Consider the following 18,844-nt stretch of genomic DNA (forward strand, 5'->3'; position numbering starts at 1 on the left):
GGCCCGGGGCATGCCCGGGCTTCAGGCCTGGGGCATCCGGGACCGGTCGCCCAGCCGGGGCTCCAGGCGCTCCAAGCACTCGCGCATCAGGGGGCGCTTGATGCGGCCCTGGGTGGCCTCTCCCAGGCCCAGCATCTGTTCGGTGAGCCAGCGGGTGAGGAAGAGCAGGGGGACGCGGTCCTCGGGGACCAGGCCCCGCTCCAGGTAGCGCTTGTTGCGCACGTAGTCGTCGAAGGCGTCGAACTCGCGGGCCAGGTCCCACTTCGCCAGCCGCAGGGCCTCCGTGTAGACGGCCGGGTCGGGGCGCCGGGTGGCCTCCTGGAACAGCGGGGCGAACTCGCCCAGGGTGGCGGGGTCCAGGTCCTGGACGGGTGGGGGCCAGGACTCCAGGTCCTTGGCGAGCAGCCGCGCCACCTCGTTCAGCAGGTGGTCCATGAGGGCGACGGGCTTGAGGTCGAAGAGGTGGTCCCAGCGCGAGGGCATGTGTCAGGGGCTGGCGGCGGCGGGCAGGGCCACCGGAAGGGGAGGGAGCGGAAGCGCGGCGACGGGTGCTGCCACGGGTCTGTCAGCATAGCCCAGGGCCAGCTCGCGCTGGATGACCTCCCACACGGCCCGGCGCGTGAGCAGCTCGCCGTGGGGTACCACGCCCGACAGCTCCACGTTGAAGACGTTGGGCTGGCCGTCCACGTCCAGCACGGAGGACGGGTAGGGCGCGATGACGTCGTCGCGCGAGTAGATGGAGGTGAGCCGCACGTGGCGTGGGAAGGCGCCCACGCCCAGGCCCTTGATGAATCGCGACGTCGGCGTGAGCTGCCACATGCTGCGGCTGAACCAGCCGAGCGTCGCGCAGCCCAGGTAGGCCATGCGCGTGCCCCGGTGCGGCGTGCCCAGGGTGATGAGGCTCTTCACGCGCGTGTCCCCGCCCAGCCGCTTCACGTAGTACGTGCCGATGAGGCCGCCCTTGGAGTGGCCGATGATGGTGAGCGGCCCCATGCCCGGGTGGCGCTCGTAGAGCCGGTCCACCTTGCCCTGGACCTTGCGCGCCAGCTCGTCGATGCGGTGCGTATTGAAGCGGTCCATGGTGCCGCCCAGGTGGATGGACCAGACGCAGTAGCCCTCGCGGCGCAGGCGGTGCTCCAGCACCTCCAGGACGCGGCGCGTGCTGAAGAAGCCGTGCAGCAGGAGCACCGGCCTCTGGCAGCGCTTGAAATCCGTGCGGCGCACGACCTGGTTGCCGCGTGGATCCAGATCCACGTAGCTGGCCAGGTACTTCAGCTGGCACTTCAGCTTCCGGTACTGCATCACGAACGGATTCATCCCAGCGCCCCCGTCCCTCCTGAACGGGAGAAAGCTAGGGAGCGCGTCAGCGCGCGGCCCGGATCAGCGCCCGTCCGGTCAGGTGAAGTGTTCGAGGAAGTTCATCAGCACCCGGTGCGCGTGCGGCGTCGGGGTGATGCCGGACAACAGCCGGGGAACGTACTCGCCCTCGGGAATGCCCTTCTCCCGCCCGAGCGACTCCAGCGTGTCCTCACGAGCGAGGATGACCGCGCGCATGGCGTCCGTGGGCATCTCCGGGTGGAACTGCACGCCGCGCACGTTGGGCCGGAACGCGAGCGCCTGGTTCGCGGTGTTGGCGTTGCCCGCGAGCACCATGGCGCCTTCCGGCAGGCGGGAGACGATGTCCTCGTGGGTCTGCTGCACGGTGAAGCGCTCCGGCAGGCCGGTGAACAGCGGATCCGCGCGGCCCTCGGGTGAGAGCGTCACCTCCACGGTGCCCGTCTCGCGGCCGTTGGGGTTGCGCGACACCTTGCCGCCGTAGGCCTCCGCGAGCAGCTGTTGACCAAAGCACACGCCGAGCACGGGGATGCCCTGCTCGCCCGCTTCCACCATGAAGGCGCCCGCGCGCTCCATCCACGGCTCGCGCTGCGTCACCGACAGGGGCGAGCCCGTCATCATCACCGCGTCGTAGCCCTTCGCGTCCTTGGGCAGGGGGGCGCCCTTGTGCACGGGAAGGATGTCGAAGCGCTGACCGGACAGTCCAATGGTTTGCAGAAACCACCGCTCATAGTCGCCCACGGAGAGCTGGACGGAGGTCGCCGCGTCGCCGGCTTTCAGCAGGAGGACGTTCTTCATGGGGGCAGGTTGCCGCGTCATGTCCTCATTCCTACCGTGTCCAGCCGTCCGTGTCCGGTGCCCGCCACTCCCAGGTCGCTCGCGCGCCGTGCTCACCCGAGGCCTCGCCATGACCGACGCTCGTTCGCTCACTCCCAAGCTCCCTGTGCTCAAGCTGCTCATCGACGGGCAGCAGGTGGACCCCATCGAAGGGGGCACCTTCGCGGTGGTGAATCCCGCCACCGGCCAGAAGATCGCGGACGTGCCCGCGGGCACCGCCGCGGACGTGGACCGCGCGGTGAAGGCCGCGCGCCGCGCCTTCGAATCCGGGCCGTGGGGGAAGATGACTGGCCGCGAGCGCGGCAAGCTCATCCGCAAGCTGGCGGACCTGCTCTACGAGCGCCGCGAGGAGTTCGCGCTCGTCGAGTCGCTGAACAACGGCAAGACGTTCAAGGACGCCATCCGGGGTGACGTGGCGCCGGCCTCCGCGACGCTCGCGAACTTCGCGGACATGGCCAGCACCATCACGGGCGAGGTGCTGCCCGTGGACGGCCCCTTCCACACCTACGCGCTCAAGGAGCCGGTGGGCGTGGTGGGCGCCATCGTGCCGTGGAACTACCCCACGTGCATGCTGGGCTGGAAGCTGGGGCCCGCGCTGGCCGCCGGCTGCACGGTGGTGGTGAAACCGTCCGAGTACACGCCGCTCACCGCGCTGAAGCTGGGCGCGCTGGCGCTGGAGGCGGGCTTCCCGCCCGGCGTCATCAACATCGTCACCGGCCTGGGTGACCCCGCGGGTGAAGCCATCGCCCGGCACCCGGACGTGGACAAGATTTCGTTCACCGGCTCTGGCCGCACCGCGCGCCGGCTGCTCCAGGCGTCCGCCGCGAGCAACCTGAAGAAGCTGACGCTGGAGCTGGGCGGCAAGAGCCCGCAGATCATCTTCCCGGACGCGGACTTCGACCGCGCGGTGGAGGCGTGCTTCTGGGGCATCTTCGGCAACAAGGGGGAGACGTGCAACGCAGGCAGCCGCGTGCTGGTGCACCAGGACGCCTACGAGTCCTTCGTCGCGAAGCTCGCGGAGAAGGCGCGCACGATGAAGGTGGGCGACCCGCTGGACGTGTCCACGGAGATGGGCGCGCTGGTGAGCCAGAAGCAGATGGACGTGGTGCTGGGCTACATCGAGAGCGGCAAGCAGCAGGGCGCGAAGCTGCTCGCGGGCGGTGGCCGCGACACGGAGGGCTTCAAGGCGAAGGGCTGCTTCGTGAAGCCCACCATCTTCGGTGACGTGAAGCCGGACATGAAGATTGCCCAGGAGGAGATTTTCGGCCCGGTGCTCAGTTGCCTGCGCTTCCGCGACGACGCGGAGGCCATCGCGATGGCGAACAGCACGCAGTACGGCCTGGCCGCGTCCATCTGGACGGGCGATGTCGCGAAGGCCCACGCGCTGGCGAAGCAGGTGAAGAGCGGCGTGGTGTGGATCAACTGCTTCAACGAGTTCGACGACGCGGCGCCCTTCGGTGGCTACAAGGAATCCGGTTGGGGCAAGGACCTGGGCCACCACGCGCTGGATGGTTACCTCCAGACCAAGGCCGTGTGGACGAAGTTGCCGTCTCCCTGACTCACCCCGCGCGCTCCACTCCATTCCATCGCTTCACCGCCGCATGACGAAGAAAAGGAAGGTCCGCATGGCGTCGCGTCCCAAGGCCAAGGTGCTCACCCATCCGGCGATGGCCCGCCGGGCTCGCGCGAAGGAGCGGAGCGAGGGAGGGCCGCGAGCGGTGCCCGGACAGCAGGGGGACATGGACTCCCTGCGCCGGTGGATGGACGAGAAGGGCGTCCGCAAGGTGAAGGTGGGCGCCATCGACATGGATGGCGTCTGGCGCGGCAAGTACATCTCGCTGGAGAAGTTCTACAGCGCCGCGAAGAGTGGCCTGGGCTTCTGCGACGTCGTCTTCGGCTGGGACCTGGGCGACGAGCTGTTGGACAACACGAAGGTGACGGGCTGGCACACGGGCTACCCGGACACGCCCGCGAAGGTGGACCTGTCCACCGCGCGCATCATCCCGTGGGAGCCGGACACCGCGGCGTTCCTGCTGGACTTCGTGAACCCGGACGGCACGCCCTTCGAGGCGAGCCCGCGCCAGTTGCTCCAGAAGATGGGCCAGCGCGCGCGCAAGCTGGGCTTCCTGCCCAAGTTCGGCGCGGAGTACGAGTTCTTCCTCTTCAAGGAGGGCCCGCAGAGCCTGCATGAGAAGGGCTTCAAGAACCTCACGCCGCTGACGCCGGGCATGTTCGGCTACTCGTGGCTGCGCACGTCCATGAACGCGCCGCTGGTGCACGCGCTCATCGACGGGTGCAACGCGTACGGGCTCAACATCGAGGGCTTCCACACGGAGACGGGCCCCGGCGTCTTCGAGGCCGCCATCCGCTACGACACGCTGGAGCTGGCGGCGGACCGCGCGGCGCTCTTCAAGACGGTGGTGAAGGAGATCTGCGCGAAGCACGGCGTGTCCGCGTGCTTCATGGCGAAGGTGGATCCGAAGCTGCCGGGCTGCTCCGGCCACGTGCACCAGTCGCTGTGGAACCTGAAGGAGGAGGAGAACCTCTTCCACGACCCGTCGCAGAAGCACGGGATGAGCAAGCTGATGCGGCACTACATCGGCGGGCAGGTGGCGCTGATGCCGGAGCTGACGGCGCTCTACTGGCCCACCATCAACAGCTACAAGCGCAGCGTGGAGAACACCTGGGCGCCCACCACCGCGACGTGGGGCCTGGAGAACCGCACCTGCGCCATCCGCGTCATCGGTGACAGCGGCAAGTCCATGCGCATCGAGTACCGCCAGCTGGGCGCGGACATGAACGCGTACATCGGCATGGCGGTGAGCCTGGCCGCGGGCCTGTGGGGCATCGAGAACGAAATCGAGCCGCCCGCGCCCGTGCTGTCCAATGCCTACGAGGCGAAGAACACGAAGCCGCTGCCCCGCACCCTGAAGGACGCGGTGGCCCTCTTGAAGAACAGCGAGCGAGCCCACGAAATCCTGGGCGAGGGCTTCGTGGATCATTTCGTGCGCACCCGCGAGTGGGAGGTGCGCCAGTACGAGCGGGCGGTCACCTCCTGGGAACTGGAGCGCTACCTTGAGCTCATCTGAAGGAGGACCTTCCATGAAACCTTTCGACATTCCCTCCGAGCCGCGTGTCACGGAGATGGCGTGGCCCACGCGCATCGTGTTCGGCGCGGGCGCGCTCCAGAAGCTGCCCGCGCACGCGGCGCGCTTGAACATGAAGCGCCCGTTGCTGGTGACGGACGCGGGTGTGGTGAAGGCGGGCCTCGCCGCGCGCGTGGCGGACGTGCTCAAGGGCGCGGGCCTGGAGTGCGCGGTGTTCGACCGCGTGGAGCCCAACCCCACGGAGCGCGACGTGTTCGCGGGCCTGGAGGCGTACCGCGCGCACAAGGCGGATGGCATCGTCGCCCTGGGCGGTGGCAGCGCGCTGGACGCGGGCAAGCTGGTGCAACTGCTCACCACGCACGAGCCGCCGCTCAGCCGCTACGACGACGCGAAGGGCGGCGACCAGTACGTGCGCGACGACCTGCCTCCGCTCATCGCCATTCCGACGACGGCGGGCACGGGCTCTGAGGTCGGGCGCTCCGGCGTGGTGACGCTGGCGGACACGGGCCGCAAGACGGTCATCTTCAGCCCGCACCTGCTGCCGAAGGCCGCGGTCATCGACCCGGAGCTGACGCTGGGCCTGCCCCCGTCCGTCACGGCGGCCACGGGCATGGATGCGCTCACCCACTGCATCGAGGCGTATGTCGCCAATGGCTTCCATCCGCTCGCGGACGCGGTGGCCATCGACGGGGTGATGCGCGTGGGGCGCTCGCTGGTGACGGCGGTGAAGGAGGGCCGCGACCTGGCGGCGCGCACGGACATGATGGTGGCGGCGATGGAGGGCGCCATGGCCTTCCAGAAGGGCCTGGGCGCGAGCCACGCGCTGGCGCACGCGCTCACGCCCATCTCCAACGTGCCGCACGGCCTGGCGAACGCCATCGTCCTGCCCGCGGTGATGGAGTTCAACCGCGCGGCCTGCACGGCGCGGCTGGCGCGCATCGCCACGGCGCTGGGGGACACGTCCAACGCGCGCGAGGAGGTGCTCGCGGCGAACGCCATCGACCGCGTGCGCAAGCTGGCGGCGTCCGTGGGGATTCCGACGCGGCTGCGCGAAGCGGGCGTGCAGGAGAAGGACCTGGAGCACATCGCGCAGAAGGCCTTCCAGGACGCGTCCCACCAGGGGAATCCGCGCACCGTGACGGAGGCGGATCTGCTGGCCATGGCCCGCGAGGCGTACTGAAAAGCGGCTTCACTCCGACTTGATTTCAGAGTGTTTCAGCGGGGCCTCTTCCGAGGGAAACGGGAGGGGCCCCGTGCCTTTGGTGCGCTTGAATCAAGCAGGGCCTCCCCCGTCAGAAGGTTCAGAACGCAGCAACAACGCGGCTCAACGGAGGCAGGTCATGAAGGCGATGCTCAAGAAGATGGTGGTGGCTGTGGCGCTGGTCGCGAGCTCCCCGGTGATGGCGGCGGACTACCACGGCGCCTCCCCCCTCGTGAGCCGTCAGGACCAGGCTCGCATGGAGCGCGAACGGCACGAGCGGGAGCGGACGGCGCGGCTGGAGCGCGAACGGCAGGAGCGGGCGCGGATGGAGCGCGAGCGTCAGGCCCGGCTGGAGCGTGAGCGCAAGGAGCGGGCGCGGATGGAGCGCGAGCGTCAGGCCCGGTTGGAGCGCGAGCGGTTGGAGCGGGAACGGCAGGCTCGGATGGAGCGGGAGCGCAGGGAGCACGAGCGTCTGGCCCGGCTGGAGCGCGAGCGGCAGGAGCGGGAGCGGTTGGCCCGGCTGGAGCGCAGCCGCTACCGGGGCAGCTGGGTGAACTAAGCCGCGATGGTGCCACAGCCTGAAGCAGCACGGAGGCCCGGGGGCGGATGACCACCCTCGGGCTTCTTCGCGTCTGGAGGTCAGTGGGCGGTGCTGCCCGCGTCCACGACGGCGCCTGTCTCCGGCGTGAACTCCAGCGTCTCCACGAAGATGCGCCCCGGCAGCCGCAGGTCCATGGCGGTGATGTGCTCGCGGTCGCGCAACTCATAGAGTTGCCGTGCCACCCAGTTCGCCTGCACGGGTTCGTCGGAGAAGAAGACGTAGACGCGCACCTTCCCCTCCTGCACCGGCACACGGAAGCGGGTGTTGGCAACAGGCCGGTTCGCCTCGCAGCGGATGGAGCGGTTCTCCCGAGTGAGCGTGAGCTGCCGGATGATGCCCTTCTCGGACGTCGTGAAGAGCATGCAGTAGGGGAGTTGGTCCCCGACGGGGATGATCTCCATCGTCGCGGGGCCCGTCCGCTTCACCTGGGCACGCGTCACCTTCGCGGGCTTCGCGTCGTCGCAGCGCACGGAGCTCGCGCTCAACGCCATCACCGTCAACAAGCCCGTCCAGCGCGTCACGTGTTCTTCCCAGGGAAGGATGCCGACCGCGAGACTACCCCTCCTGTCCGCGTGAGAAGCGGCTTCACTCCGACTTGATTTCAGAGTGTTTCAACAGGGCCATCTTCCGATGGCGCGGTTGAATCAAGCAGGGCCTCCCCCGTCAGTAGGTTCAGAACGCAGGACAACGCGGCTCACGGAGGCAGGTCATGAAGGCGATGCGCAAGAAGATGGTGGTGGCTGTGGCGCTCGTCGCGAGCTCCCCGGTGATGGCGGCCGACTTCCACGCCGCCACCCCCCTCGTGAGCCGCCAGGACCAGACCCGCATGGAGCGCGAGCGGCAGGAGCGGGAACGGCAGGCCCGGTTGGAGCGCGAGCGGCAGGAGCGCGAGCGTCAGGCGCGGGTGGCGCGCGAGCGGCAGGAGCGGGAGCGGCAGGCGCGGCTGGAGCGGGAACGGCAGGAGCGCGAGCGTCAGGCGCGGGTGGAGCGCGAGCGGCAGGAGCGGGAGCGCCTGGCCCGGCTGGAGCGCAGCCGCTACGGCGGTGGGTGGCTGAACTAGGCGGCCACGATGTCACGGCTTGAAGCAGCACGGAGGCCCGGGGGCGGATGACCACCCTCGGGCTTCTTCGCGTCTGGCGCTCAGTTGGCCAGCGGCTCCACGGCCAGCTCGCGGGTACCGGCGTCCGGGGCCGTGCCTCCGTCGGACGTCACCACGCCGCCCGCGCCCACGATGCCGCCCGTCGCTTCCGGCTCGCCCGTCTCCGGCGTGAACTCCAGCGTCTCCACGAAGATGCGCCCCGGCAGCCGCAGGTCCATGGCGGTGACGCGCTCGCGGTCGCGCAAGTCGTAGAGCTGCTGCGCCACGGAGCCCGCCGGCACGCGCTCGTCGGAGAAGAAGATGTAGACGCGCACCTTCCCCTCCTGCACCGGCACGCGGAAGCTGGTGTTCGCGACGGGGCGGCCCGGGTCGCAGCGGATGGAGCGGTTCTCGCGCGTGAGCGTGAGCTGCCGGATGACGCCCTTCTCGGACATCGTGAAGAGCATGCAGTAGGGGAGCTGTCCCTCGACGGGGATGATCTCCATCGTCGCGGGGCCCGTGCGCTTCACCTGCGCGCGCGTCACCTTCGCGGGCGGCTTCGCGTCGTCGCAACTCATGATGCCCGCGCCCAGCACCATCACCGTCAACAAGCCCGTCCAGCGCGTCATGTGTTCCTCCTCGGGAAGGTGGAATGGCCGACACCGCCAGCCTACCCCGGCCCCATGCCTTCCGGTCCTGTCCGCTTTTCGTGGACGCCCGTGAGGCCGCCGAGTGCACGGTCGTGCACATGGCTTCCTGCGTCATCCGGGCCCGGACCTACTCCGGGCGTTGGTAGACGATGACCTGCGGCGTTTCGTCCAGGTACAGCCCGGTGACCGGCGTGCGCGTGCCGAAGGCCTGCCACGTGAGGAACTCGTGCTCGCGGAACTCCTGGTGGTACTGGTACGCGACGATGTCCGCGTCGAACGGGCTGTTCACCGCTCGCACGTCCGCGCGCAGCATGCCGTTGCGCTGGTAGTCGCGGAACGAGAAGCCGTTCACCTCATGCAGGTAGACGCGCGCGCCCTGCTTCGCGTGTTCGTTGATCCACGGCAGCACGCCGGTGACGTGGCTGGACCAGAACTGCCGCTGCATCCCCAGCGTCGCCGAGCCCGGCAGCCCGCCTGCCAGCTCCGAGTACGCCGCCGTGCCGTACGGGAACACCCGCACCAGCCCCAGCAGCGCGGGCGCCATGAGCAGCGCGAACACCGGCACCGTCACCGCCAGCGGTGACACCGAAGGCCGCCGCGCCTTCAGCACCTCCCACAGCGCGAAGCACCCGCGCGCCACCGCCGCGCCCGCGAGGATGCCCAGGAAGGGCATGGACGGGAACCAGTGCTTCACGCCGCCGAAGTGCGGCACCTGCGGGTGGCTGATGATGAGGATGGACGTCACCGCGTTGACGCCCACCAGCGCCTCCGCCGCCGTGGGCATCCGCACCCAATCGCGCGTGCGTTCACTCACGCTGAGCAGCGCGCGGCCCACGAGCGCCACGAAGCCCGTCACCATGGGCGCGAAGAGGCTGGTGGGCACCGTCAGCGCCGTCTTCACCAGCACGTAGCTGAGCGGGAAGGGCGGCCCTCGCATCAACGTGCCCAGGTAGAACCAGGCGTAGTGGTTGTGCGTCGCGTGGAAGGCCAGGTACCACGCGGTGCGGTCCACCGGCGCGTGCCAGAGGTAGGGCCAGTGCAGGTAGAAGAGGACGGGGCCCAGCACCGCCATGGCCGCCAGCGGAACCAGCGCCTGCGTCACCGGCAGGCTGACGCGCCGCAGCTCCCTCAGCAGCACCGCGCAGCCCACCGCGAGCCCCACGAAGAACAGCGTGTGCGGGCTCAGGAGCAGGAACTTCTTCTGGAACCCGGCGGGCCCGCCCAGGAACACCACCAGCAGGCCGTACAGCACCGCCACCGCGGCGAAGAGCCCCACGAAGCGGAAGAGCCGCACGCGGGCCTCGGGGTTGCCTTCGCTTGCCTGCCAAGCGCGCCACAGCGCGAACGGCGACAGCACGAACGGCAGGAAGAGGGCGTTGTGCTTCGTGGCGAGGGCCAGGCCGAACGCCACGCCGCACGCGACGCCCCAGCGGGTGCTCTCCAGCGCGCGCCAGAAGCAGTACACGACGAGCAGCCACATCGCGGCCACCGGCATGTCGAAGCACGCCAGCTCCGCGTTGAAGTACTGGCGCGGCACCAGCAGGAAGGAAAGGGCGGCGAACCACCCCGCGGTGCGGCCGTACAGCGCGCTGCCCAGGAGGAAGCACAGCGCGGGCACCAGCGCCGCCATCGCGAACGCGGGCAGCCGGTAGGCCGTCGCGTCGCGCATCACGCCCAGCGTGTCGTGGAAGAGCAGGTGGCTCAACCCGAACAGCGTCTTCATCAGCGCCGGGTGCTCGTGGTTGTAGTCCCACGAGCGCACGATGGCGCTGTCCGTGAATGCCTGCGCGGGCGAGTGCAGCAGCAGCCGGAACCACTGCGAATAGCCCTCCGCCGCGGCGAAGTAGACGCTCTCGTCGCGCGTGAAGCCCACGGCGGCTTCCGTGCTCCACAGCGCCGCGAACGCCAGCACCCACAGCGCCAGGGCCGTGAACTTCTCCTCGCGCGTGGCGGGGCGTCCGGTCATCTGAAACGTCACCGGAGCTGTCATGGCTTCACCCCCACCGCGGGCTCCAGCGCCATCACGTCCAGGCACACCTGCCGCGACTCCGCGTTGTCCGCCTGCACCCAGACCTTCACCGTGCGCGGCGGCCCGGGCGGCAGCACCACCTCCGCCTTCTGCACGCCCTCGCGGCCCGGGGGAATGGGCACGTCCAACAGCCGCTCGCCCGAGGCCGCGTCATCCACGCCCAGGTACGAGGTGGACAGGCGCGGGTCCTTCGGGTGCGCGAACTCGAAGATGATGCCGCCCTCCAGCCGCAGGCCCATGCCGGACGGCACGTTGGCGAACTCCGCCACCAGCCGCTGCGCGCCTCCGGGCGCGTGCATCCACAGGCAGTGCCGGGGCTCGTAGAGGATTTCGTGCCACTCCGGCGCCACGTACAGGTGCGGCGGGCCAGGGCAGCGGTGCACACGCCCGTCGAAGGGGCAGTCCCGGCGCGAGCCGTCCGGCTGCTCCAGGTACACGTGCGCCGCGTTCGCGGACTCGCTCGCCACCCAGTGGCGCGGGCGGTAGCGGCCGTTCTCGTAGAGGCGCAGCGACAGCGGGCCCATGCGCGACTCGGGCCCCAGCGCCTTGCGGCCGGGGAGGAAGGCCGCGTCGAACGCGCCCACGTCGGAGCGGGGCAGCTCCGGCTGGCCCAGCACCCAGATGCGCGGGTGCGCGCTCAGGTCCGCGCCGTCCGACTCCAGCCACCCGTACACGGGCACGGAGGACGGCACGAACAGACGGGCGCGCTCGGTCCACCAGGGGAACAGCAGCACCGCGTCCCCGGGGCGCGCATCGCGGGCCAGCACGTCCGCCATGGCGCGCTCGTCCGCGTCCGTGGGCAGCCGGCCCGGAAGCCTCAGCTGGAAGACCAGGCACAAGAGCGCGACGAGCAACAAGGCCCCCAGCTCCACCAGGGGCAGGGCGCGCAGGGCCTTAGGACTTGGCAAGACGGATCTTCTGCTCGCTCTTTTCGCGGCAGAAGGTGCAGAAGATGTGGTCGCCCTGATTGAAGGACGGCGTCCAGGGCGGGTACATTGAGCAGCGCGGATCCAGGCAGTGGTGCAGCTCCCAGAGCGTGCCCAGCTGGTGCAGCGCGTGGCGCGCGATGGGCTTGAAGTCCTTCTCCAGGTCCTTGAACGGCGCGATGGAGAGGATTGCCCGGTCCTTGCCGTATCTGGCGAAGCCCGACGTGGGCGCCTTGCCGCTGGGCAGGTCCCGGTCCTTCAGCTTGCGCGAGGTGAGCAGCAGCACCTTGTCGTCCTTGTAGGCCCGGATGCCCTTCACCTCATCGAGCAGCTTCTCCGCGTCCAGGGGCTCGGACATGCCCGCGGGGACTTCCGCGGAGCCGCTGTGCTCGCTGCCCACGCCAAAGGCCGTGTAGAGCGTGCGGTTGAACTTGGCGAGCTGCTTGTCGTCGAAGGGGTCCAGCGTCACGACGCGAATCACGGGGCGTCACCTCGGCGGGAAGGCCCTCGCGGTGCCGGGCGCGCGCTTGCGGCGCGACGCGGGCGGCCGGAGGGCCGTGGGGTTCACTCGTCCTCGGGCGGCTTCGCCTTGGGAGGACGGCCACGCTTCTTGGGCGCGGCGGGCTCCGCGGGTGCGGCGCCCTCGGGTGGTTTGGCCTTGGGCGGACGGCCGCGCTTCTTCGGGGCGGCGGGCTCGGCGCCCTCCGCCACCTCGGGCTTCGGCTTGGGCGGACGGCCGCGCTTCTTCGGAGCGGCGGCCTCCTCGCCTTCGGCCGGCTTGGCCTTGGGCGGACGGCCGCGCTTCTTGGGAGCATCCTCGCCCCCCTCCTCGCCGCCTTCCTCCTCGCCGCCTTCTTCCTCGGAGGACTCCGCTTCGGACTCGGACTGCGGCTCCTCGTCCGAGGGCAGGTCCAGCTCCCCGCCCTCCAGACCCATGAGGTCGCCGTCCAGGTCCATGTCGTCCTCGTCGCCACCGGGCCGCGCGAACTCCGCGGCGGTGCGCTTGGGACGCTCCTTCCCGGGCGGGAAGAGGACGATGTCGATGGAGTCCTCGGCGTTGGCCTCGGCGGTGCCCAGCGCGGCGGCGACCTCCGAGACCAGCAGGTGCCGGGCGTTGTCGTAGAGCTCGCGCTCCTTGGTGGGCAGCGGCCGCAGCTCGCTGAGGACCTGGAGGCCCTTGACGACCTCCGCCAGACCCAGGATGCCGCCCTGGGTCATTCGGTCCAGGTTGGTGCGCGCGCGTTGCTTCCAGTCCAGGTCGGCCTTGTCACTGTCCGAGCGGAGGAACGCGTAGATCTCCTCCACGTCGGTGGGACTGGCCACCTTGCGCACGCCGATGGAGAGGATCTTCCCCTGCGGCACCATCACGACCGCGCCGTCTTCCTCCCGGCGCATGGTGACGAAGGTGAGGCTCTGGCCCGCCACCTCCTTCACGTCGATGGCGGCAACGCGGCAGACCCCCTGGTTGGGGTAGACGACCCGGTCTCCAACCTGGAGCTGGAGTGCAGCGGACCCTTCTGGCATGGCCCCCTCGTGGGCGGGTGGGATGATCACCGAAGCGAGCGCCGGTCGTAGCACCGAGCCTCGCCGGATGCCACGAGATTACCGGGGAAGCATTGTCATCCGGTTGGCATTGCGCTGCGCTTCCAACAGCTTGGCCATGACCTCGTGCGCCTGCGAGTCCAGGACAGCGTCGATTTGGGCGTCGGTCGGCCCCTCGTCCGCCGTGCTTCCGGGCCGTGCGTCCACGCGGGTGGAAAGTCCCACCGTCGCCATCACCGCGATCCCCAGGGCCAGCACCGCCAGCAGCTTCTTCATGAGCGTCCTCCGTGGCGGCCCAGGGTAGGGGCGGCGCCCGGATGATCAATTTTTCGGCTACAGGCTGGCGGTGTCCTGTAGCGGCCCGTCGCTCGCTACTGGTGCAGCGGCGCCACCGGCGTCACCTCCAGCGTGAGGCCGCCGGAGTTGTCCTGGACGTCGTCATCCGGGAACGCGAGCCGCAGCCAGCTCGCGCCGCGCATCACCGTGGGCTGGTTGACCTCCAGCACCTCCAGCGTGCCCGGGGCCACGGCCGGGGACGGTCCCGCGCCGTGCAGCGCGAGCACGCCGCCCACCTCGCCGCCGCCGAAGCCGCGCGTGCGCGCCGGTTCCCCGGCCGAACGCACGACGACGCGGTAGGTGGTGGACGGATCCAGCTCCCGGAGCGTGAAGCCGTCGTGGGGTGACAGCGAGACGGCGTGCCGGCGCGCGTCCAGGAGCAGGGTGGTGATGGCGCCGCTCGCCTGTTCGCGCACGTGCACCTGGAGGGCGCCGCGGTTGTCGTCGGGCCGGTCGTCCCAGAGGAACACGTAGAGGACGGAGGCGTCGCGCACCAGCACCTCGTCGGCGCCCACCAGTCCGAAGCTGTCGCGCGCCGTCAGCGCCGTGCCGCCCTCCAGGAAGTACACGGCCTGGGCCACCGGCAGCGGGCCGCCCACCGACACGCGGCCCTCCACGCGCAGGCCGTAGGCGCGGGAGGGATCCAACCGCATGCGCGCCGCCTGGGACGGGGGCACGCGCAGGGCATGCGCGACCGCGCTGAGCGCGAACGGGCCTCCGGAGGAGTAGCGGGCGAAGGATGCGGGCGTGTCGCCCGGACCCGCGCGGGGCAGGGCGCGCGCCGCGACTGCTTGCTTCGGCGCGAGCCGCGCATGGACCGCCAGCGTGGTGCCGCGCTCGGCGTGCACGCGCTGGCTGAAGGGCACCATGCCCGGCATCAGCACCTCCAGCACATGGTCGCGGTCCGACGGCAGCTGGGTGATGAGCGTGGGCGTCGTCTCCGCCAGCGTCCGGCCGTCCACGCGGATGACGGCGCCCGCGGGAGAGGAGCTGAGCTCCACCGCGAACGTGTTGGAGCCGCCCATCACCAGGCCCAGCCACATGGCCACGAGCGCCGCCACCGCCACCGGCGCGCCGCGCACCGCCCAGCCGCGCAGGGAGCGGTGCCACGCGGGCGGCGGCTCCGGAGGCATCGCTTGCGGGGGCAGGGGCTGCGTCGTCAAATCGCCTCGGGGCTCACCCCCGGGCTCGGAGTCGTGGAGGGGGACCTCCGGAGGCGTGGCGATGGGCGGCGGTTCGGCGACGCCGCTCCAGCGGCCCACCCGTGCGACGAACTCGCGCGGCAGCTGCACCGGGCGGCCGGACTCCACGAGCTCCGGCTCGAAGAGGTAGCCCATGAAGTGGCCCAGGTCGCTGGCGGACACGTCCGGCGCGGTGACGTGGAGCTGTCGCGCCAGCGCCTCCGCGAAGGCCTGAGCGGTGGGGTAGCGCTGCTCCGGGCTGGTGGCCATCGCGGTGAGCAGGATGCGCTCCAGCGCGGCCGGGATGTTCGGCGTCCACTCGCGCGGGCGGGGGAAGTCGCCCTGGGAAATCTTGCGCAGCACGTCCTGGAGCGAGCCCTCGAAGGGGCGCCGTCCGCAGAGCATCTCGTAGAGGACCGTGCCCGCGGCGAACACGTCCGTGCGCGCGTCCAGCGCCTCGCCGCGCGCCTGCTCCGGCGCGAAGTAGACGTACTTGCCCTTCGCGGGGTCCGCCTTCGTGTCGGAGCGCCCGGCGAGCCGCGCCCGCGCGATGCCGAAGTCCACCAGCTTCACCTGCCCCTCGAAGGAGAGGAGCACGTTCTGCGGGCTCACGTCCCGGTGGACGATGTGCAGCGGGCGGCCGTTGTCATCCAGCCGCGTGTGCGCGTACGCCAGCCCCCGCAGCATGTCGATGGCCACCAGCACCGCCAGCGGCGGCGGCAGCGCGGGCAGCCCCTTCTCCCGCGCCCGGCGAAGCACGTGCGAGAGCGGATGGCCGTCCACCCACTCCATCGCGAGGAAGTACTCGCCCTCCACCTCGCCGAAGTCGAAGATCTGCGCGATGTTGCCGTGCGACAGCCCCAGCGCGATGCGCGCCTCGTTGATGAACATGGACACGAACGCGCTGTCGTCCGCGTAGCCCGGGAGGATCTTCTTGATGACCACCGGCTTCGTCACGCCCGCCACCGCCGTCATCCGGGCGCGGTAGATCTCCGCCATGCCGCCCGTCGCGATGCGCTCGAGCAGTTTGTACTTGCCGAACTGGAAGCCGGCGGAAGGCGGCGGCACGTTCGAATCGGCTCCGGTGGAGGGGAGTCCTTCGCAAAAACCGCGAGAAGCTATCATGAGGCCATTCAGACGCTCCGGGTGGAATATTCCGCTACGCTCGCCAGCCTGTTCCCGTAACCGTGCATTCTTCCTCCTGGTGTGGAGCACCCTCACATGGGGTGGCTGCCGGGAGTCACCTCCCGCCGAACCGGCACGCACGGTAGCCCCGGAGCCAGCACTCCGTGTGGATCCGGGAGCCCCTCCACCCGCTCCCGCGGACGCGGGCACCTGGGCGGATGCGACCGTCACGCCCGTGTCCGCGCCCGTCTGGGGCGAGCCTCTCCCGGAGGACGTCCTCCGGCTGGAGCTGTCGGGAGATCAGGTGCGCCTGGGCGCGGAGACCTTCACGCCAGCCCGCGCCCGGGACGCGGCCAGCCTGGCGGAGCGGGTTCGGGGCAAGGACGTGCTCGTCGCCGTGGAGGACTCGGACACGTTCCTCGCGCAGGTGTCGGACGCGCTGGCGGTCTTGCGCGCGCAGGCGGCGGAGGTGTGGCTCCAGCACCCGGACGCGCCGGTGGCCTACCGGTTGGTGCTGCGCGACGAGCAGGGCTTCCGGGCGTGGCTGGAGGAGGTGGCGCCCGGCAAGCTGCGCATCATCCAGCGCGCGGACGGCTTCGAGCTGAGCACCAGCGTGGGCAAGCTGCCGGGGCCGGACCGCAACGGACCCTCCGTGCCGGTGCGCGGCGGGCGCCAGGACATCGCGACGCTGCGGCGGGAGCTGGCCCGGCTGAAGACGCGCTTCACCACATCGGACGACCTGTGCCTCGTGCCGTCGTTCGGTACGGAGGTGGGGCAGGTGGCGCGGGCGCTCGGCGGCACGTACGTCGCGCCGGAGGAGGGGCTCTTCGACACGCTCTGCCTCGTGTACCCCACGCCCCGGTCCGCTCCGGACGCGGGTTCCCCGTAACACAGGGACCAGGAAGCCTGCCGCCTGCAGGCCGGGCACGCACCCCGGGTGGAGTCCCACGTCGCCTTGAGGTGGTGGGGCCGCGCCGCTACTACCCGTGACAGTCCGCGCGCCCTAATGTCCCGCGCGCCTTTTCCCCTGAAGGCTTCGGAGGGCAATGCTCCCTCCCCGGAGGTCGTTGATGGTCGCCGCAACCGAGCCCGCTTCCCGTCCCCAGGATGTTCTCGCCGGGGCCACCTTCCTCTTCCAGGAGGTGGGCTCCACCCGCATCCTCACGCCGGAGGGGTTCTCCGAGGAGCAGCGGCTCTTCTTCAAGACGGCGCTCCAGTTCTGCCGTGAGCAGGTGCTGCCCCAGGCCGCGCGCATCGAGGGCAAGGACAACGCTCTGCTGCGCGACCTCCTGCGCCGCGCGGGCGAGCTGGGCCTCTTGAGCGTGGACATCGCGGAGACCTACGGCGGCACGGGTCTGGACAAGACGACGTCGCTGCTGCTCGCGGAGGCCATGAGCCTGTTGGGCTCGTGGTCGGTGACGTCCAGCGCGCACACCGGCATCGGGTCGCTGCCCATCGTGTGGTTCGGCAACGAGGCGCAGAAGGCGAAGTACCTGCCCAAGCTCGCCACGGGTGAGTGGGTGGCGGCGTACGCGCTGACGGAGCAGGGCAGCGGCAGCGACGCGCGCGGGGCGAAGACGAAGGCGGTGAAGTCCGCGGACGGCAAGCACTACGTCCTCAACGGCTCCAAGCTCTACATCACCAACGCGGCCTTCGCGGACGTGTTCGTCGTCTTCGCGCAGGTGGACGGCGACAAGTTCACCGGCTTCATCGTGGAGAAGGACACCCCGGGCCTCACCGTGGGCCCGGAGGAGCACAAGATGGGCATCCGCGGCTCGTCCACGTGCCCGCTCTACTTCGAGGACGCGCAGGTGCCCGTGGAGAACCTGCTGGGCGAGTTGGGCAAGGGCCACCGCATCGCCTTCAACATCCTCAACTACGGCCGCCTGAAGCTGGGCGCGGGCGTCATCGGGAGCATGAAGCTGCAGCTGCGGAGCGCGCTGAAGTTCGCGCAGGAGCGCAAGCAGTTCAAGGCGCCCATCGCCACGTTCCCGCTCATCCGCGAGAAGCTCGCGCGCATGGCCACGCTCGTCTACGCGGTGGAGAGCATGACGTACCGCACGGCGGGCCTGGTGGACGGGCGGCTCGCGTCCAAGGAGCGCTCGGACGCGGACTACGACGCGCACGTCATCGCCGCGATGGAGGAGTTCGCCACCGAGGCCTCCATCATGAAGGTCTTCGGCTCGGAGGCCCTCGGCTTCCTGGTGGACGACGCGGTGCAGGTGCACGGCGGCGCCGGCTACATCGAGGAGTACCCGGTGGAGCGCGCCTACCGCGACGCGCGCATCAACCGCATCTTCGAGGGCACCAATGAAATCAACCGGATGCTCATCACCGGCATGCTGCTCAAGCGCGCCGTGAAGGGCGACCTGCCGCTGTTCGCGCAGGCGCGCTCCGTGGCGGAGGAGCTGAGCCGCGGCGAGCGTCCCCGCGCCGGCCGTCATGACGCGCTCGCCAACGAGGAGATCGCCGCCGAGTGCGCCAAGCACCTGGCCATCCACGGCATGCGCCTGGCCGCGGAGACCTTCGGCACGGAGCTGGACAAGCACCAGGAGGTCATGGCCGCGCTGGCGGACGTGGTGATGGACGCGTACGCGCTGGACTCCATGGTGACGCGCACCCGTCAGGCGGCCACCGGTGGCGTGCAGGACCCCGTGCGCGTGGCGCTGGTGCGGCTGTACGCGATGGAGTCCACCACGCGCGCCTTCGAGCGCACCCGCCGCGCGCTCTGCGCCACGCTCAAGGGTGACGCGCTCACGCTGGAGTTGAAGCGCCTGTCCGCGCTGGACGCCTTCACGCCGTACGACCCGGCGGAGCTGCGCGAGACCATCGTCGCGGGCCTGGAGGAGGCCGACGGCTACCCGTACAACCCGCTGTAACAGATGAAGCGCGCGGG

The 18,844-nt window shown here is 70.4% G+C and carries 18 protein-coding genes; 7 read left to right on the forward strand and 11 right to left on the reverse strand.

The window, feature by feature from the left end; translation table 11 throughout:
* Positions 1 to 21 precede the first annotated feature (21 nt).
* The 3 genes from D7Y15_RS08830 to D7Y15_RS08840 all read right to left on the reverse strand — a co-directional run bounded on the left by D7Y15_RS08830 (position 22) and on the right by D7Y15_RS08840 (position 2,154).
* Entirely contained in the window at positions 22 to 483 is a 462-nt protein-coding gene (locus D7Y15_RS08830) for a hypothetical protein (protein WP_120575448.1), read from the reverse strand.
* Between the two features lie 3 nt (positions 484 to 486).
* A complete protein-coding gene (locus D7Y15_RS08835) occupies positions 487 to 1,317 on the reverse strand; it encodes a triacylglycerol lipase (RefSeq protein ID WP_120575447.1) in 831 nt (276 codons plus the stop codon).
* 78 nt (positions 1,318 to 1,395) lie between these two features.
* Positions 1,396 to 2,154 (reverse strand): glutamine amidotransferase, encoded by a 759-nt coding sequence (locus D7Y15_RS08840; protein ID WP_172808344.1) that lies wholly within the window; start codon positions 2,152 to 2,154, stop codon positions 1,396 to 1,398.
* 88 nt (positions 2,155 to 2,242) lie between these two features.
* Between D7Y15_RS08840 and D7Y15_RS08845 the strand changes: the two genes are divergently transcribed.
* From D7Y15_RS08845 to D7Y15_RS08860, 4 genes are all read left to right on the forward strand, one after another.
* Complete coding sequence (locus D7Y15_RS08845; RefSeq protein WP_120575445.1) at positions 2,243 to 3,730, forward strand: aldehyde dehydrogenase family protein; 1,488 nt, start codon at positions 2,243 to 2,245, stop codon at positions 3,728 to 3,730.
* Between the two features lie 67 nt (positions 3,731 to 3,797).
* The gene (locus tag D7Y15_RS08850; protein WP_169824918.1) at positions 3,798 to 5,261 is read left to right on the forward strand and encodes a glutamine synthetase family protein; all 1,464 of its coding nucleotides are present in this window, start codon (positions 3,798 to 3,800) and stop codon (positions 5,259 to 5,261) included.
* 13 nt (positions 5,262 to 5,274) lie between these two features.
* Positions 5,275 to 6,459: an iron-containing alcohol dehydrogenase gene (locus D7Y15_RS08855; protein ID WP_121752275.1), complete on the forward strand. Its 1,185-nt coding sequence runs from the start codon at positions 5,275 to 5,277 to the stop codon at positions 6,457 to 6,459.
* 160 nt (positions 6,460 to 6,619) lie between these two features.
* Positions 6,620 to 7,039, forward strand: a complete 420-nt coding sequence (locus D7Y15_RS08860; protein ID WP_121752276.1) for an ATP-dependent DNA helicase — start codon at positions 6,620 to 6,622, stop codon at positions 7,037 to 7,039.
* A gap of 80 nt (positions 7,040 to 7,119) precedes the next feature.
* On the opposite strand, the gene D7Y15_RS08865 is transcribed toward D7Y15_RS08860, so the two are convergent.
* Complete coding sequence (locus tag D7Y15_RS08865) at positions 7,120 to 7,602, reverse strand: hypothetical protein (protein WP_233604865.1); 483 nt, start codon at positions 7,600 to 7,602, stop codon at positions 7,120 to 7,122.
* Between the two features lie 188 nt (positions 7,603 to 7,790).
* Between D7Y15_RS08865 and D7Y15_RS08870 the strand changes: the two genes are divergently transcribed.
* Complete coding sequence (locus D7Y15_RS08870; RefSeq protein WP_121752277.1) at positions 7,791 to 8,141, forward strand: ATP-dependent DNA helicase; 351 nt, start codon at positions 7,791 to 7,793, stop codon at positions 8,139 to 8,141.
* A gap of 80 nt (positions 8,142 to 8,221) precedes the next feature.
* Here D7Y15_RS08870 and D7Y15_RS08875 read toward each other — a convergent pair whose 3' ends face one another.
* From D7Y15_RS08875 to D7Y15_RS08905, 7 genes are all read right to left on the reverse strand, one after another.
* The gene (locus D7Y15_RS08875) at positions 8,222 to 8,788 is read right to left on the reverse strand and encodes a hypothetical protein (protein ID WP_121752278.1); all 567 of its coding nucleotides are present in this window, start codon (positions 8,786 to 8,788) and stop codon (positions 8,222 to 8,224) included.
* A 148-nt stretch (positions 8,789 to 8,936) separates the two neighbouring features.
* Positions 8,937 to 10,775, reverse strand: a complete 1,839-nt coding sequence (locus D7Y15_RS08880; RefSeq protein WP_121752290.1) for a glycosyltransferase family 39 protein — start codon at positions 10,773 to 10,775, stop codon at positions 8,937 to 8,939.
* A gap of 20 nt (positions 10,776 to 10,795) precedes the next feature.
* Positions 10,796 to 11,746 carry a hypothetical protein gene (locus D7Y15_RS08885; RefSeq protein WP_120575439.1) on the reverse strand — a complete coding sequence of 317 codons (951 nt, stop codon included), beginning with the start codon at positions 11,744 to 11,746 and terminating at the stop codon, positions 10,796 to 10,798.
* Positions 11,733 to 12,245 (reverse strand): hypothetical protein, encoded by a 513-nt coding sequence (locus D7Y15_RS08890; protein WP_121752279.1) that lies wholly within the window; start codon positions 12,243 to 12,245, stop codon positions 11,733 to 11,735. Before D7Y15_RS08890 ends, D7Y15_RS08885 begins: the two co-directional genes overlap by 14 nt.
* Positions 12,246 to 12,328: 83 nt before the next feature.
* Complete coding sequence (locus D7Y15_RS08895; protein ID WP_121752280.1) at positions 12,329 to 13,288, reverse strand: CarD family transcriptional regulator; 960 nt, start codon at positions 13,286 to 13,288, stop codon at positions 12,329 to 12,331.
* 78 nt (positions 13,289 to 13,366) lie between these two features.
* Complete coding sequence (locus tag D7Y15_RS08900) at positions 13,367 to 13,582, reverse strand: hypothetical protein (protein ID WP_120575436.1); 216 nt, start codon at positions 13,580 to 13,582, stop codon at positions 13,367 to 13,369.
* 95 nt (positions 13,583 to 13,677) lie between these two features.
* Positions 13,678 to 15,891, reverse strand: coding sequence for a serine/threonine-protein kinase (locus D7Y15_RS08905; protein WP_120575435.1), 2,214 nt, complete (start codon positions 15,889 to 15,891; stop codon positions 13,678 to 13,680).
* 223 nt (positions 15,892 to 16,114) lie between these two features.
* Here D7Y15_RS08905 and D7Y15_RS08910 point away from each other — a divergent pair, with 223 nt between their 5' ends.
* Both D7Y15_RS08910 and D7Y15_RS08915 read left to right on the forward strand, forming a co-directional pair.
* Positions 16,115 to 16,837, forward strand: a complete 723-nt coding sequence (locus D7Y15_RS08910) for a hypothetical protein (protein WP_120575434.1) — start codon at positions 16,115 to 16,117, stop codon at positions 16,835 to 16,837.
* 181 nt (positions 16,838 to 17,018) lie between these two features.
* Positions 17,019 to 18,827: an acyl-CoA dehydrogenase family protein gene (locus D7Y15_RS08915; RefSeq protein WP_120575433.1), complete on the forward strand. Its 1,809-nt coding sequence runs from the start codon at positions 17,019 to 17,021 to the stop codon at positions 18,825 to 18,827.
* Positions 18,828 to 18,844 lie beyond the last annotated feature (17 nt).

Origin of the sequence: Corallococcus sp. AB030, from assembly GCF_003668965.1 — a bacterium.
Lineage (GTDB): Bacteria > Myxococcota > Myxococcia > Myxococcales > Myxococcaceae > Corallococcus > Corallococcus exiguus.

Coding starts and splice junctions, on each gene's coding strand:
- D7Y15_RS08830 (WP_120575448.1), bottom strand. CDS start 483: ATGCCCTCGCGCTGGGACCACCTCTTCGACCTCAAGCCCGTCGCCCTC.
- D7Y15_RS08835 (WP_120575447.1), bottom strand. CDS start 1,317: ATGAATCCGTTCGTGATGCAGTACCGGAAGCTGAAGTGCCAGCTGAAG.
- D7Y15_RS08840 (WP_172808344.1), bottom strand. CDS start 2,154: ATGACGCGGCAACCTGCCCCCATGAAGAACGTCCTCCTGCTGAAAGCC.
- D7Y15_RS08845 (WP_120575445.1), top strand. CDS start 2,243: ATGACCGACGCTCGTTCGCTCACTCCCAAGCTCCCTGTGCTCAAGCTG.
- D7Y15_RS08850 (WP_169824918.1), top strand. CDS start 3,798: ATGGCGTCGCGTCCCAAGGCCAAGGTGCTCACCCATCCGGCGATGGCC.
- D7Y15_RS08855 (WP_121752275.1), top strand. CDS start 5,275: ATGAAACCTTTCGACATTCCCTCCGAGCCGCGTGTCACGGAGATGGCG.
- D7Y15_RS08860 (WP_121752276.1), top strand. CDS start 6,620: ATGAAGGCGATGCTCAAGAAGATGGTGGTGGCTGTGGCGCTGGTCGCG.
- D7Y15_RS08870 (WP_121752277.1), top strand. CDS start 7,791: ATGAAGGCGATGCGCAAGAAGATGGTGGTGGCTGTGGCGCTCGTCGCG.
- D7Y15_RS08875 (WP_121752278.1), bottom strand. CDS start 8,788: ATGACGCGCTGGACGGGCTTGTTGACGGTGATGGTGCTGGGCGCGGGC.
- D7Y15_RS08880 (WP_121752290.1), bottom strand. CDS start 10,775: ATGACCGGACGCCCCGCCACGCGCGAGGAGAAGTTCACGGCCCTGGCG.
- D7Y15_RS08895 (WP_121752280.1), bottom strand. CDS start 13,288: ATGCCAGAAGGGTCCGCTGCACTCCAGCTCCAGGTTGGAGACCGGGTC.
- D7Y15_RS08900 (WP_120575436.1), bottom strand. CDS start 13,582: ATGAAGAAGCTGCTGGCGGTGCTGGCCCTGGGGATCGCGGTGATGGCG.
- D7Y15_RS08915 (WP_120575433.1), top strand. CDS start 17,019: ATGGTCGCCGCAACCGAGCCCGCTTCCCGTCCCCAGGATGTTCTCGCC.